Genomic DNA, 11,902 nt, shown 5'->3' with positions numbered 1-11,902 from the left:
CGAATGCGCCCCAGCCACCCGTATGCATCTGGTATGCGCCTATCGGGTGGCCTTCAACCGTTACTCCTCTGTGGGGAGGGCAACTTCGGCCGCCGCTTCGGGCCCCTGTTCCAGCAGGACTTTGAATCCGTCCTCGTTCAGAACAGGCACCTTGAGCTGCATGGCCTTGTCGTATTTGGACCCCGGGCTGTCACCTACGACAACAAAAGATGTCTTCTTCGAAACGGAACCGGTCACCTTCGCTCCGCGACTTTGCAGCGCATCCTTGGCGCCGTCACGGGTGAAGTGCTCCAGCGTGCCGGTGACGACGACGGTAAGCCCTTCCAGCGGGCGCGGCCCCTCGTCCTCGCCGGAGCCCTCCTCCTCCGTGCGGACGCCGGCGGCCTTCCACTTGCGAAGGATCTCCTGGTGCCACTCCTCGGCGAACCACTCCTTGAGCGAGGCCGCGATGATCGGGCCCACGCCGTCGGTGTTCGCCAACTCCTCCTCACTGGCCTGTTCGATGCGGCCGATGGAGCGGAACTCGCGGGCCAGCGCCTCGGCGGCGACCGGTCCGACGTGACGGATCGACAGGCCGGTGAGGATACGCGCGAGCGGGCGTTGCTTGGCGGCGGCGATGTTCTCCAGCATCGCGATCGCGTTCTTCTTCGGTTCGCCCTGCTGGTTGGCGAAGACCGTGGCGATCTTCTCCTCGCCGGTCTTCGGGTCGCGCTTGGGCAGCCCGCTGTCCTGGTCGAGGACGTACGCCTTGATGGGCAGCAGCTGCTCGACGGTCAGGTCGAACAGGTCGCCCTCGTCCACCAGCGGCGGCTCGGCCGGCTCCAGCGGCTTGGTGAGCGCGGCGGCGGCGACATAGCCGAAGTGCTCGATGTCCAGCGCCTTGCGGCCCGCGAGGTAGAACAGGCGCTCGCGCAACTGGGCCGGGCAGGTACGGGCGTTCGGACAGCGCAGGTCGACGTCGCCCTCCTTCATGGGCCGAAGCGCCGTACCGCACTCGGGGCACTCGGCCGGCATCACGAACTCGCGCTCGCTGCCGTCGCGCAGGTCGACGACGGGCCCGAGGATCTCGGGGATGACGTCACCGGCCTTGCGCAGCACCACCGTGTCACCGATGAGGACGCCCTTCAGCTTCACGACGTCCTGGTTGTGCAGGGTGGCGAACTCGACCTCCGAGCCCGCGACCGTGACCGGCTCGACCTGGGCATACGGCGTGACCCGGCCCGTACGGCCCACGCCCACTCGGATGTTGATGAGCTTGGTGTTGACCTCCTCCGGCGCGTACTTGTACGCGATCGCCCAGCGCGGCGCGCGCGAGGTGGAGCCGAGGCGGCCCTGGAGGGGGATCTCGTCGAGCTTGACGACGACGCCGTCGATCTCGTGCTCCACGGAGTGCCGGTTCTCGCCGAAGTAGGCGATGAACTCCCGGACGCCGTCGAGGTCGTCGACCACCTTGTTGTGCCGGGCGGTGGGCAGGCCCCAGGTCTTCAGCAGGTCGTACGCCTCCGAGAGGCGGGTCATGCCGTCGAAGCCCTCCAGGGCGCCGATGCCGTGGACCACCATGTGCAGGGGGCGGGTCGCGGTGACGCGCGGGTCCTTCTGGCGGAGCGAACCGGCGGCGGCGTTGCGCGGGTTGGCGAAGGGCTTGTCGCCGGCCTCGACCAGGCGGGCGTTGAGCTCCTCGAACTTCTCCATCGGGAAGTAGACCTCGCCGCGGATCTCCACCAGGTCCGGGATGCGGTCGCCGCTCAGCCGGTCCGGGATGTCCGCGATCGTACGGACATTGGGCGTGATGTCCTCACCGGTGCGGCCGTCGCCCCGAGTTGCCGCGCGCGTGAGGCGGCCCTGCTCGTAGGTGAGGTTGACGGCGAGGCCGTCGACCTTGAGTTCGCACAGGAAGTGGAACTTCGACGTGCCGACGTCCTTGTGGACGCGCTCGGCCCAGGCGGCCAGCTCCAGGTCGTCGAAGGCGTTGTCGAGCGAGAGCATCCGCTCGCGGTGCTGGACCGCCGTGAACTCCGTCTCGTACGCGCCCGCGACCTTCTGGGTCGGCGAGTCCGGGGTGCGCAGCTCCGGATGCTCGTCCTCCAGCGCTTCGAGCGAGCGCAGGAGCTTGTCGAACTCCGCGTCGCTGATGACGGGAGCGTCCTTCACGTAGTACCGGAAGCGGTGCTCCTCGATCTGCTCAGCGAGCTTCGCGTGCTGCTCCCGTGCCTCGGCGGGCACCGTCGTCTCCGCTTGCTTGTCGCCGGCCACCGTAATGTCCTCCCGTTACTCTGGGTTGTCCGCGAGGGATCTCGCCGCCCGGACACAGTGGGCGAGAGCCCCCCGCGCATACTCGGGGGAGGCCCCCGCGAGTCCGCACGACGGCGTGAGCGTGACCGCCTCCGCGAGAAGCCCCGGTGACAGCCCCAGCCTGCGCCACAACGTCCTGACACCCATGACGCTACCGGCAGGGTCTGACAACGGGCCGTCCGTGCCCGGGACGACACCGGCGAAGAGCCGCGTGCCCCCTTCCACCGCCTCACCGATCGCGTCGTCGTCACGCTCGGTGAGAAGGGAGAAGTCGAAGGAGATCGCCGCCGCGCCCGCCCGGCGCAGCAGGGCGAACGGGACGTCCGGTGCGCACGAGTGGACCACGACGGGGTCGTCGCCGTGAACCCCGACGACGTCGCGGAGGGTGGCCTCGACGATCTGCCGGTCCACGGCCCGGTGGGTGCGGTAGCCGCTGGCGGACCTGACCTGGCCGCGCAGTACGGCGACGAGGGAGGGCTCGTCGAGCTGGAGGACGATGCGGGCGCCGGGTACGCGCCGCCGGACCTCCTCCAGATGCAGCCGCAGCCCTTCGGCGAGGGAGGCTGCCAGGTCGCGGCAGGCGCCGGCGTCGGAGAGGGCGGCCTCGCCGTTCCTCAGCTCCAGCGCGGCGGCCAGCGTCCACGGCCCCACGGCCTGGACCTTCAGCAGCCCCTCGTACTCCTGCGTGTGCTCCTCCAGCGCGTCGAGGTCCTCCCCCAGCCACGACCGGGCCCGCCTGGTGTCCCGCCCCGGCCGGTCCCCGAGCCGCCACCCGCTGGGCTCCACGCGCGCGTACAGCTCGACGAGCATTCCGGCGGACCGCCCGATCATGTCCGCACCGGGTCCGCGGGCGGGCAGCTCGGCGAGGTGCGGGAAGTCCTCGAAGGACCCGGTCACGGTCTTGGCGGCCTCACGGGCGTCACCGCCGGGCATGGAGCCGACGCCGGTGGCGGGGGCGAAGGTGAACTGGGTGTTGTCACTCACCTGGACAGCGTATGTAACCGGCGGCCCCCGGTTTCACCACCCGAGCCGCGTCAGCGCCCCGGCCGCACCGTCAGATCGTTGACCTCCGCGTCCCTCGGCAGGTCCAGGGCCATCAGGATCGTCGTCGCCACCGACTCGGGGTCGATCCACTTCGAGGCGTCGTACTCCTTGCCCTCCTGCTGGTGGACCTTGGCCTGCATGGGGCTCGCCGTGCGCCCGGGATAGACGGTGGTCACCCGGACCCCGTTGCCGTGTTCCTCGTGGCGGAGGGAGTCCGCGAGGGCCTTGAGGCCGTGCTTGGAGGCGGCGTACGCGGACCAGCCGGCGTGGGCGTTGAGGCCGGCGCCGGAGTTCACGAAGATCACGTGGCCGCCGGTGGCGCGGAGTTGGGGGAGGAAGTGGCGGGTCAGCTCGGCCGGGGAGATCAGGTTGACGTTGAGCTGGTGGCGCCAGGTCTTCGGGGTCAGGTCGCCCACCGGGCCCAGGTCCACGACCCCGGCGATGTGGAGCAGGGAGTCCACCCGGTCGGGCAGGGACTGGTGGGAGAAGGCCCAGGACAGCTTGTCCGGGTCCGCCAGGTCGCCGACCAGGGTCCTAGCGCCGGGAAACTCGGCCGTCAGCTCCTTCGCACGGCCCGCGTCGCGCGCGTGCAGGACGAGCTCGTCCCCGCGCGCGTGCAGGCGGCGGGCGACGGCCGCGCCGATGCCGGAGCCCGCTCCGGTGATCACATGAGTAGCCATGCCCGCCATGCTCGCATCAGGAGGAGGTCACTCGATCCCCTGGCTCTCCTCCAGGTAGGCCAGCGCGCCCACCGGCTCCTCCGCGAAGAACACCAGGTCGGTCAGCGGGCGGGGCAGGAAACCCTCGTCCTCCATGCGCCGGAACTGCTCCTTCAGGCCGTCGTAGAACCCCGCGGTGTTGAGCAGCACCACCGGCTTGTCGGTGTGACCGTGCTTCTTCAGCTCCAGGATCTCCGTCGCCTCGTCCAGGGTCCCCGTGCCGCCGACCATGATCACCACCGCGTCGGCCTTCTCCAGCAGCAGCCTCTTGCGCTCGGCGAGGTCCTTGGCGATGACCATCTCGTCGACACCGGCGCGCGCCTTGGCCGCCAGGAACTCGACGGAGACCCCGACGAGCCGACCACCCGCCTCCTGCACCCCGTCGGCGACGACCTTCATCAGCCCGACGTCGGAGCCGCCCCACACGAGCGCGTGCCCGCCCTTGCCCAGCAGTTTCGCGAACTCGCGCGCGGGGCGCGTGTAACGGTCGTCGAGGTCGGCGGCGGAGAGGAAGACGCAGATTCGCATGCAGCCACCGTACGCGGGAAGAACCGGGGGCCCGCGAGCGCTTTTCCGGTATGGCTCAAGGACACGAGATCACGATCGAGCAGGGCACGCGACGCGTGCGGGTGCTTCACGGCGACCAGATCCTGGCCGAGAGCGACCGCCCGCTCATCCTGCGGGAGACAGGCTGCCCCGCGCGGTACTACATCCCGCCCGAGGACGTACGCCTGGACCTGCTGACACCCTCCGAGACGCACACCTACTGCCCCTTCAAGGGAACCGCCTCCTACTGGTCGCTGCCGGACGCGACGGACCTCGTCTGGTCGTACCCGGACCCGAAGCCGGACGTGACCGCGATCAAGGACCACCTCTGCTTCTACGAAGTCGAAGTGTCGTGAGCGGTTAGATCCGCGCCGTGCGGCAACCTGCACAAGCATGGACAAGAAGACCATTTCGGCCGACGGCACCTCCATCGCCTACCAGATCACGGGTGAGGGTCCGGTCGTGATCCTCGTCAGTGGGGCGATGTCCACCGGGGGCACGGTGGCACCGCTCGCCGTGCCTCTGTCCGACCGCTTCAGGGTCGTCGCCTACGACAGGCGCGGACGCGGAGAGAGCGGGGACACGGCGCCGTACACGGTGGAGCGCGAGGTCGAGGATCTCGCCGCGCTGATCGAGGCGGTGGGCGGCGAGGCGGCCCTGTGCGGCGTCTCGTCGGGCGGTGCGCTCGTGCTCGACGCGGCGGCGAGCGGGCTGCCGGTGCGTCAGGTCGCGGTGTACGAGGTGCCGTTCGCCGACTTCCTGGAGGGCGGCGCCGCACAGCAGGCCGAGTACACCGCGAACCTGGCCGAGGCGCTCGCGCAGGGGCGACGCGGCGACGCCGTCGAGCTCTTCCTCCGGCTCACCGGCATGGCCGAGCAGACGATCCAGGGCGCCCGCCAGTCACCCATGTGGGCCGGGATGGAGGCGATCGCACCGAGCCTGGCCTACGACAACGCCGTGATGGGCGACGGTCTGGTGCCCCGGGAACGACTGGCCTCGATCACGGCCCCGCTGCTGGCCGTGGCGGGCGGCGCCAGCCCTTCCTGGATGCGCGAGGCGACGCGGACGATCGCGGAGACCGTGCCCGAGGGGACGTACCGGAGCCTGGAGGGGCAGACCCACATGGTGGAGCCGAATATCCTCGGGCCGGTGCTCGCGGAGTTCTTCGAGGGGTGACCCGACCGGCGCGGGGAGCACCGCCTCAGACGGTCGTCGGCGTCGCCCGCACCGTGGACGCGATCGTCGCCGAGCCCACCACGCGCGTGCCGTCGTACAGGACGATCGCCTGGCCGGGAGCCACGCCGCGGACCGGCTCGGTGAACGTGACCTCCAGAGAGCCGTCGACGAACTCGGCGGTCACCTCGGTCTCGCCGCCGTGGGCGCGCAGCTGGGCGGTGTAGGTGCCGGGGCCGGTCGGGGCGGCGCCGCACCAGCGGGGCTTGATGGCGGTGAGGGCGGTGACGTCCAGGGCGGACGCCGGGCCGACCGTCACCGTGTTGTCGACCGGTGAGATGTCGAGGACGTAGCGCGGCTTGCCGTCGGCGGCCGGGGTGCCGATGCGCAGGCCCTTGCGCTGGCCGATGGTGAAGCCGTACGCGCCCTCGTGGGTGCCGAGCTTGGCTCCCGACTCGTCGACGATGTCGCCCTCCGCCTTGCCGAGGCGGTTCGCGAGGAAGCCCTGGGTGTCGCCGTCGGCGATGAAGCAGATGTCGTGCGAGTCGGGCTTCTTGGCGACCGCGAGGCCCCTGCGCTCGGCCTCGGCGCGGATCTCGTCCTTCGTCGTCAGCGTGTCGCCGAGCGGGAACAGCGCGTGCGCCAGCTGCTGCTCGTCCAGGACGCCGAGGACGTACGACTGGTCCTTGGCCATGTCGGAGGCGCGGTGCAGCTCGCGCGTGCCGTCCTCGCCCAGGACGACCGTCGCGTAGTGGCCCGTGCAGACCGCGTCGAAGCCGAGGGCCAGCGCCTTGTCGAGCAGCGCCGCGAACTTGATCTTCTCGTTGCAGCGCAGGCAGGGGTTGGGGGTGCGGCCGGCCTCGTACTCGGCGATGAAGTCGTCGACCACGTCCTCGCGGAAGCGGTCGGCGAGGTCCCACACGTAGAAGGGGATGCCGATGACGTCGGCGGCGCGGCGGGCGTCGCGGGAGTCCTCGATGGTGCAACAGCCTCGCGCGCCCGTGCGGAAGGATTGGGGGTTCGCGGAGAGCGCGAGGTGGACGCCGGTGACGTCGTGGCCCGCTTCGACCGCGCGGGCGGCTGCGACGGCGGAATCGACCCCGCCGGACATGGCGGCGAGGACGCGGAGGGGGCGGGAGGGCTGCGCGGTGTCAGTCATAACCCTTCCAGGGTACGGGGCGCGGGAACCAGGGCCCGCGGGTATCCGTTGACGATCACATGGGACAGCGGAAGGCTCCGAAGGACGGCGACCGGAAGGTCGGGCGTCGCGCGTTGCTGATCGGTGGGGCAGTGGCGGCGGCGGGCTCGGCCGTGCTGGCCCGCGACGAGCTCGCGAGGTTGTGGTGGCGGGTGCCGGGCGTGGAGAAGCCGCGCAAGGAGGGCGAGGTCGACTTCGCGGGCGCGCGGTGGGTGGCGGCGTCGGACGCGAACTGGCGGCGGGCGGACCGGCCCGACGACTACGGCATAGACATGGTGATCATCCATGTCACCCAGGGCAGCTTCGCCAGCGCGGTGAAGGTGTTCCAGGACCCGGATCACGGCGCCGCCGCGCACTACATCGTCCGCAAGGACGGCCACATCACGCAGATGATCCGCGAGCTGGACGTGGCGTACCACGCGGGCAACCGCGACTACAACGAGCGCAGTATCGGCATCGAGCACGAGGGCTTCGTGGACCGGCCGCAGGACCTCACGGACGAGATGTACGAGGCCTCGGCGCGGCTCACGGCCGGGATATGCGCGCGCAACGACATTCCTGTCGACCGCGAGCACATCATCGGGCACGTGGAGGTGCCGGGGACCGACCACACGGATCCCGGGGAGCACTGGGACTGGGACCGGTACATGAAGCTGGTGCGGGCGGCTCGTACGGCGCCCGCGTAGCGGCCTACGTGAGCCCGGCCGCCCGCGCCCGTTCCACGGCCGGCCCGATCGCCTTGGCGACCGCCTCGACGTCGGCCTCCGTGGAGGTGTGGCCGAGGGAGAAGCGCAGGGTGCCGCGGGCCAGGTCGGGGTCGGTGCCGGTGGCGAGGAGGACGTGGCTGGGCTGGGCGACGCCCGCGGTGCAGGCGGAGCCGGTGGAGCACTCGATGCCCTGGGCGTCCAGGAGGAGGAGCAGGGAGTCGCCCTCGCAGCCCGGGAAGGTGAAGTGGGCGTTGGCCGGGAGGCGGCCGCCGGGTGCGGGGTCGCCGCCGAGGATCGCGTCCGGGACGGCCGTACGGACCGCCTCGACCAGGGCGTCGCGCAGGGCGCCGATCTCGGTGGCGAACCATGCGCGCTGCTCGGCGGCGAGCCGGCCGGCGACCGCGAAGGAGGCGATGGCGGGGACGTCGAGGGTGCCGGAGCGGACGTGGCGTTCCTGGCCGCCGCCGTGCAGGACGGGTACGGGGGTGTACTCACGGCCGAGCATCAGCGCACCGATGCCGTAGGGGCCGCCGATCTTGTGTCCGGAGACCGTCATCGCCGCGAGGCCCGAGGCGGCGAAGTCGACGGGGACCTGACCGAAGGCCTGGACGGCGTCGGCGTGCAGGGGGACGTCGAACTCCCTTGCCACGTCCGCGAGTTCACGGATCGGCATGAGGGTGCCGATCTCGTTGTTGGCCCACATCACGGTCGCCAGGGCGATGTCGTGGGGGTTGCGGGCGATGGCCTCGCGCAGGGTGTCCGGGTGGACGCGTCCGTGGGAGTCGACCGGGAGGTACTCGACGTTCGCGCCCTCGTGCTCGGCGAGCCAGTGGACGGCGTCGAGGACGGCGTGGTGTTCGACGGGGCTGGCCAGGACGCGGGTGCGGGTGCCTGCCGGGTCGGCGTCGCGGCGGGACCAGTAAAGGCCCTTGACCGCGAGGTTGTCGGCCTCGGTGCCGCCGGAGGTGAGGACGACCTCGCTGGGGCGGGCGCCGAGCGCTTCCGCGAGGGTTTCGCGGGCCTCCTCGACGGTGCGCCTCGCGCGGCGGCCGGATGCGTGGAGGGAGGAGGCGTTGCCGGTGACGCCCAGCTGGGCGGTGAGTGCCTCTGCCGCCTCCGGAAGCATGGGGGTCGTCGCGGCGTGGTCGAGGTAAGCCATGGTGACGCCGATTCTACGGGCCACGGTCAGCCGGCCTTGCGCCAAGGTTGCCGCGGGCTGCGGGCAGGTCGTACGCCTTGCCCCGCGCCGCCGTTGAGGTGGGTGGCGGCGCACCCGGCGGTACGCGGTCGTCTCGCGGCTGCGGCTCGTCCCCGGCCGCTCGCCGTCAGCTCCGCATACCCCTGCTCGCGACTCCTAGAAGCTCCACGACAAGGTGTTGTCCATCTGCACGAACGCCAGCAGGACCAGCAGGTCGGCAACGCCCAGGCCCATGCCCAGGTACGCCCGGCCCTTGCGCTTCGTGCCGCGCCACAGGGACACCGCCGCAAGGACGATGGCGACCGGGCCGAGGAAGATGTTGAAGACGAGGAGGCCGAGGAGGCCGAGGACGAAGGACGCCACGGCCATGCCGTCGGCGTCGCGGGTGCGGGTGCCGGGGCGGGCGGTGGCCGGTGCGGTGAGTTGCATGGGTATCAGCTCCTGAGAAGTCGGTTCGGTCCGGTTGACGGAGTCAGTGGCGGCGGGCGAGTCGCTCGCGGGCGGCGAAGACGGCCAGCCAGACGGCGATCACGGCGGCGGCGACGACGGTGAAGCCGAGCGGTGCGTGGGCCACGGCGCCCAGCAGCACGCCCAGCAGCAGGAGCGCGGCAACGAGGAACAGCATGGGTCGGATCCCCCTTTGAGATCGTTCGCGATCTCTCGTGATCTCTTGTGTGATCTCTCGCGTTACGTTTCGGTGAACAGTTGTAGTAACAGTTGTTCACTGACTCAGAGTCTAGCGCGCCCCACGGCTTTTCAATTCCAGAGAACAGTTGTTAACTGCATGGTATGAGTCACACCCTCGGCATCCGGCAGGCCCAGAAACAGAAGACCCGGCAGTCCCTCCTGGACGCGGCGTTGGGACTCCTGGAGGAGCAGAGCCTGAGCAGTCTGGGTCTGCGCGAGGTCACCCGTGCGGTCGGCGTCGCCCCGACGGCCTTCTACCGGCACTTCCGCTCCACCGCCGACCTCGGCGTCGCCCTCGTCGAAGAGGCGCTCGGCAGCCTGCACCCCATGATCCGCAGGATCGTCACGTCCGCCGGCGACAGCGACCAGCGCATAGAGCGCGCCGTCGAGTTGATCGCCCGGCACGTCGAGACGCACCCGGCCCACATCCGCTTCATCGCCCGTGAACGGCACGGCGGAGTGCAGTCGGTCCGAGAGGCGATCCAGGATCAACTGGCCCGTTTCGCCGAGGAGGTGAAGGTCGCGCTCACCAAGGACCCGGTCTCCGAGGGCTGGAACGACGACGACCTCCTCATGCTCGCCAACCTCTACGTCGACCAGATGCTGATGGCTGCCTCGCTGTTCCTGGACGCCCTGGAGGCGTCGGAGGAGGAACGGCGGCGCGTCGCCCAGGTCGCGACCCGCCAGATGCGGTTGATCAGCATCGGCCGCGAGCACTGGCTGGACTGAACGGCGGTCACGACGACCGGCAACACCAAGGGGCGGCACCCCCGTTCACCGGGAGTGCCGCCCCTGCCGTACAGCGATTTGCGTCAGTTCTTGGTCGCCGAGGCCGCCGCGCTCGGCGCGCCGCTCGGGGCACCGCTGGGGGCCGCCCCGCCACCCTGGCCACCGCCCGGACCGCCGCAGCCGCCGCCCTGACCACCGCCGGGGCCACCCTGACCGCCGCCCTGAGCCCCACCCTGACCGCCGCCGGGGCCGCCGCTGGGCGCGCCGCTCGGAGCGCCCGAGGGTGCCCCCGACGGAGCACCGGAGGGCGCACCGGACGCCTGGGCGGTCGGCGCGCCGGACGGGGCACCGCTCGGCGCACCCGACTGAGTGCCGCTCGGCGGCTGGCACGACGACGATGACTGCTGACCGGAGTTGCCGCTGTTCGAGTTCGACGACGAGTCGCCGGACCCGCAGGCCACCAGGGCCAACGGCGAGAGCGCCAGCAGGGCCACGGCGGGAAGGAGACGCGCACGCTTCATGAGAAACAGCTCCATGGAAGATGAGGAAAGTCCTGGGAGCCGGAACTCAACCAACGCCGCTTAGGGCTTCCTTGAGGGCCTGCTGTCGACGGCCTGTGCGCCGGGCAAAGCACACCTCAAGTCACCTCGCTGACCTGCGAGTTTCCTCGGAGCGTCACGCTACTCGCTGGTACAAGGCCGTGACAGAAGCGACCGCCCCTGCCCGCCTCAACCCAGCCTGACCCGCGCCAACTGCCGCGACTGCGCCACGAGTCGGTCCGCGCTGTCCCACACCTCCGCGTCCTCCTCCAGGAATCCGCCCGCGAGGTTGCGCGTCGTGATCGACACCCGCAGGGGGCCCGGGGCCGGGCGGCAGCGTACGTGGACCGTCAGTTCCACCGTCGGGACCCAACCCGAGATGCCGATCTCGAAGGCCGTGGGCGGGAGGGCGTCCACCGCCAGCAGCAGGGAGAACGGGTCCGCGTCGCGGCCGTCGGCCAGACCGAACCAGGCGCGCATCTCGCCCTTGCCGGAAGGGCTGCCGAGGGCCCAGCCCAGGGTGGACGGGTCGAGCTTGAGCATCAGGCGGTCGGCGATGGCGGAGCTGCCGGAGACGGGGGCGGGTCCGTCCTCGGGGCCGAAGCAGTGGCCCATGGGCGGGATCGCCGGTGGCTTGGCCGTCGTACGGACGTCGTCGGGGAGGGAGTCGAGGTCGCCGTAGGAGGCGAGGACGCGGATGCGCTCGATCTCGCGGCCCTGCTCGTCGTACTGGAAGAGCGAGGCCTGGCCGGTCGACAGCGTGCGCCCCGTGCGCACCACGTCCGTGCGGACGACCGCCGGGCCCGGCTGGGACGCGGTCAGGTAGTGCGCGGAGATGGTGAACGGGTCGCCGTGCGGCAGGGCGTCCGCGAGGGCGCGGCCGAGGACGGCGAGCAGATAGCCGCCGTTGACGGCGCTGATGATGGTCCAGCCGGCGGAGAGGTCGATGTCGTAGACGCCGGGTTCGCGCAGGGTGAGCGCGGTGTCGCGGTCGAACTCGCTGTCGCCGATCGTGGCCCGCTGGGCCGTCGGTGCGGAGGCTGCTTCTGGCATGGAGGCACGGTACAACA

14 protein-coding genes are annotated in these 11,902 nt (G+C 71.0%); 4 read left to right on the top strand and 10 right to left on the bottom strand.

The annotated features are described in order from the left end of the window. Positions 1-60 precede the first annotated feature (60 nt). The 4 genes from ligA to ACIA8X_RS20160 are packed head-to-tail and all read right to left on the bottom strand — an operon-like array spanning position 61 to position 4,583. The gene (gene ligA, locus ACIA8X_RS20175) at positions 61-2,253 is read right to left on the bottom strand and encodes an NAD-dependent DNA ligase LigA (RefSeq protein WP_393450887.1); all 2,193 of its coding nucleotides are present in this window, start codon (positions 2,251-2,253) and stop codon (positions 61-63) included. Between the two features lie 15 nt (positions 2,254-2,268). Continuing rightward, positions 2,269-3,276, bottom strand: a complete 1,008-nt coding sequence (locus ACIA8X_RS20170; protein WP_399458801.1) for a methionine synthase — start codon at positions 3,274-3,276, stop codon at positions 2,269-2,271. Between the two features lie 50 nt (positions 3,277-3,326). Next, entirely contained in the window at positions 3,327-4,025 is a 699-nt protein-coding gene (locus ACIA8X_RS20165) for an SDR family oxidoreductase (protein ID WP_399458800.1), read from the bottom strand. 18 nt (positions 4,026-4,043) lie between these two features. After that, entirely contained in the window at positions 4,044-4,583 is a 540-nt protein-coding gene (locus tag ACIA8X_RS20160; RefSeq protein ID WP_399458799.1) for a TIGR00730 family Rossman fold protein, read from the bottom strand. A gap of 50 nt (positions 4,584-4,633) precedes the next feature. Between ACIA8X_RS20160 and ACIA8X_RS20155 the strand changes: the two genes are divergently transcribed. Both ACIA8X_RS20155 and ACIA8X_RS20150 read left to right on the top strand, forming a co-directional pair. Next, positions 4,634-4,957: a DUF427 domain-containing protein gene (locus ACIA8X_RS20155; protein WP_393450899.1), complete on the top strand. Its 324-nt coding sequence runs from the start codon at positions 4,634-4,636 to the stop codon at positions 4,955-4,957. A gap of 37 nt (positions 4,958-4,994) precedes the next feature. Continuing rightward, positions 4,995-5,777 carry an alpha/beta fold hydrolase gene (locus tag ACIA8X_RS20150; RefSeq protein WP_393450902.1) on the top strand — a complete coding sequence of 261 codons (783 nt, stop codon included), beginning with the start codon at positions 4,995-4,997 and terminating at the stop codon, positions 5,775-5,777. Between the two features lie 25 nt (positions 5,778-5,802). Here the strand turns inward: ACIA8X_RS20150 and mnmA are convergent, their stop codons facing one another. Beyond that, positions 5,803-6,933 (bottom strand): tRNA 2-thiouridine(34) synthase MnmA, encoded by a 1,131-nt coding sequence (gene mnmA / locus ACIA8X_RS20145; protein WP_399458798.1) that lies wholly within the window; start codon positions 6,931-6,933, stop codon positions 5,803-5,805. Between the two features lie 59 nt (positions 6,934-6,992). Here mnmA and ACIA8X_RS20140 point away from each other — a divergent pair, with 59 nt between their 5' ends. Next, positions 6,993-7,658 carry an N-acetylmuramoyl-L-alanine amidase gene (locus tag ACIA8X_RS20140; protein WP_393450908.1) on the top strand — a complete coding sequence of 222 codons (666 nt, stop codon included), beginning with the start codon at positions 6,993-6,995 and terminating at the stop codon, positions 7,656-7,658. Positions 7,659-7,662: 4 nt separating this feature from the next. On the opposite strand, the gene ACIA8X_RS20135 is transcribed toward ACIA8X_RS20140, so the two are convergent. The 3 genes from ACIA8X_RS20135 to ACIA8X_RS20125 all read right to left on the bottom strand — a co-directional run bounded on the left by ACIA8X_RS20135 (position 7,663) and on the right by ACIA8X_RS20125 (position 9,502). Next, entirely contained in the window at positions 7,663-8,838 is a 1,176-nt protein-coding gene (locus tag ACIA8X_RS20135; RefSeq protein ID WP_393450911.1) for a cysteine desulfurase family protein, read from the bottom strand. A 195-nt stretch (positions 8,839-9,033) separates the two neighbouring features. Then, a complete protein-coding gene (locus ACIA8X_RS20130; RefSeq protein WP_393450914.1) occupies positions 9,034-9,306 on the bottom strand; it encodes a DUF4190 domain-containing protein in 273 nt (90 codons plus the stop codon). A gap of 43 nt (positions 9,307-9,349) precedes the next feature. Beyond that, positions 9,350-9,502 carry a hypothetical protein gene (locus tag ACIA8X_RS20125; RefSeq protein ID WP_393450917.1) on the bottom strand — a complete coding sequence of 51 codons (153 nt, stop codon included), beginning with the start codon at positions 9,500-9,502 and terminating at the stop codon, positions 9,350-9,352. A 164-nt stretch (positions 9,503-9,666) separates the two neighbouring features. Here ACIA8X_RS20125 and ACIA8X_RS20120 point away from each other — a divergent pair, with 164 nt between their 5' ends. Further along, a complete protein-coding gene (locus ACIA8X_RS20120; protein WP_393450920.1) occupies positions 9,667-10,293 on the top strand; it encodes a TetR family transcriptional regulator in 627 nt (208 codons plus the stop codon). An 83-nt stretch (positions 10,294-10,376) separates the two neighbouring features. Here ACIA8X_RS20120 and ACIA8X_RS20115 read toward each other — a convergent pair whose 3' ends face one another. Next, positions 10,377-10,814: a hypothetical protein gene (locus tag ACIA8X_RS20115; protein WP_393450923.1), complete on the bottom strand. Its 438-nt coding sequence runs from the start codon at positions 10,812-10,814 to the stop codon at positions 10,377-10,379. A 207-nt stretch (positions 10,815-11,021) separates the two neighbouring features. Further along, positions 11,022-11,885, bottom strand: coding sequence for a thioesterase family protein (locus ACIA8X_RS20110; protein WP_393450926.1), 864 nt, complete (start codon positions 11,883-11,885; stop codon positions 11,022-11,024). Positions 11,886-11,902: the final 17 nt, after the last annotated feature.

Origin of the sequence: Streptomyces sp. NPDC051738 (assembly GCF_044453205.1) — a bacterium.
Lineage (GTDB): Bacteria > Actinomycetota > Actinomycetes > Streptomycetales > Streptomycetaceae > Streptomyces.
This window is presented reverse-complemented; position numbering and strand designations above follow the sequence as displayed.

Bases quoted from the DNA above. Each gene is read 5' to 3' on its own strand.
- ACIA8X_RS20120 (WP_393450920.1), top strand. From the start codon at position 9,667: ATGAGTCACACCCTCGGCATCCGGCAGGCCCAGAAACAGAAGACCCGG.
- ACIA8X_RS20155 (WP_393450899.1), top strand. From the start codon at position 4,634: ATGGCTCAAGGACACGAGATCACGATCGAGCAGGGCACGCGACGCGTG.
- ACIA8X_RS20125 (WP_393450917.1), bottom strand. From the start codon at position 9,502: ATGCTGTTCCTCGTTGCCGCGCTCCTGCTGCTGGGCGTGCTGCTGGGC.
- ACIA8X_RS20110 (WP_393450926.1), bottom strand. From the start codon at position 11,885: ATGCCAGAAGCAGCCTCCGCACCGACGGCCCAGCGGGCCACGATCGGC.
- ACIA8X_RS20115 (WP_393450923.1), bottom strand. From the start codon at position 10,814: ATGAAGCGTGCGCGTCTCCTTCCCGCCGTGGCCCTGCTGGCGCTCTCG.
- mnmA (WP_399458798.1), bottom strand. From the start codon at position 6,933: ATGACTGACACCGCGCAGCCCTCCCGCCCCCTCCGCGTCCTCGCCGCC.
- ACIA8X_RS20165 (WP_399458800.1), bottom strand. From the start codon at position 4,025: ATGGCGGGCATGGCTACTCATGTGATCACCGGAGCGGGCTCCGGCATC.
- ACIA8X_RS20130 (WP_393450914.1), bottom strand. From the start codon at position 9,306: ATGCAACTCACCGCACCGGCCACCGCCCGCCCCGGCACCCGCACCCGC.
- ACIA8X_RS20150 (WP_393450902.1), top strand. From the start codon at position 4,995: ATGGACAAGAAGACCATTTCGGCCGACGGCACCTCCATCGCCTACCAG.
- ACIA8X_RS20140 (WP_393450908.1), top strand. From the start codon at position 6,993: ATGGGACAGCGGAAGGCTCCGAAGGACGGCGACCGGAAGGTCGGGCGT.
- ACIA8X_RS20135 (WP_393450911.1), bottom strand. From the start codon at position 8,838: ATGGCTTACCTCGACCACGCCGCGACGACCCCCATGCTTCCGGAGGCG.
- ACIA8X_RS20160 (WP_399458799.1), bottom strand. From the start codon at position 4,583: ATGCGAATCTGCGTCTTCCTCTCCGCCGCCGACCTCGACGACCGTTAC.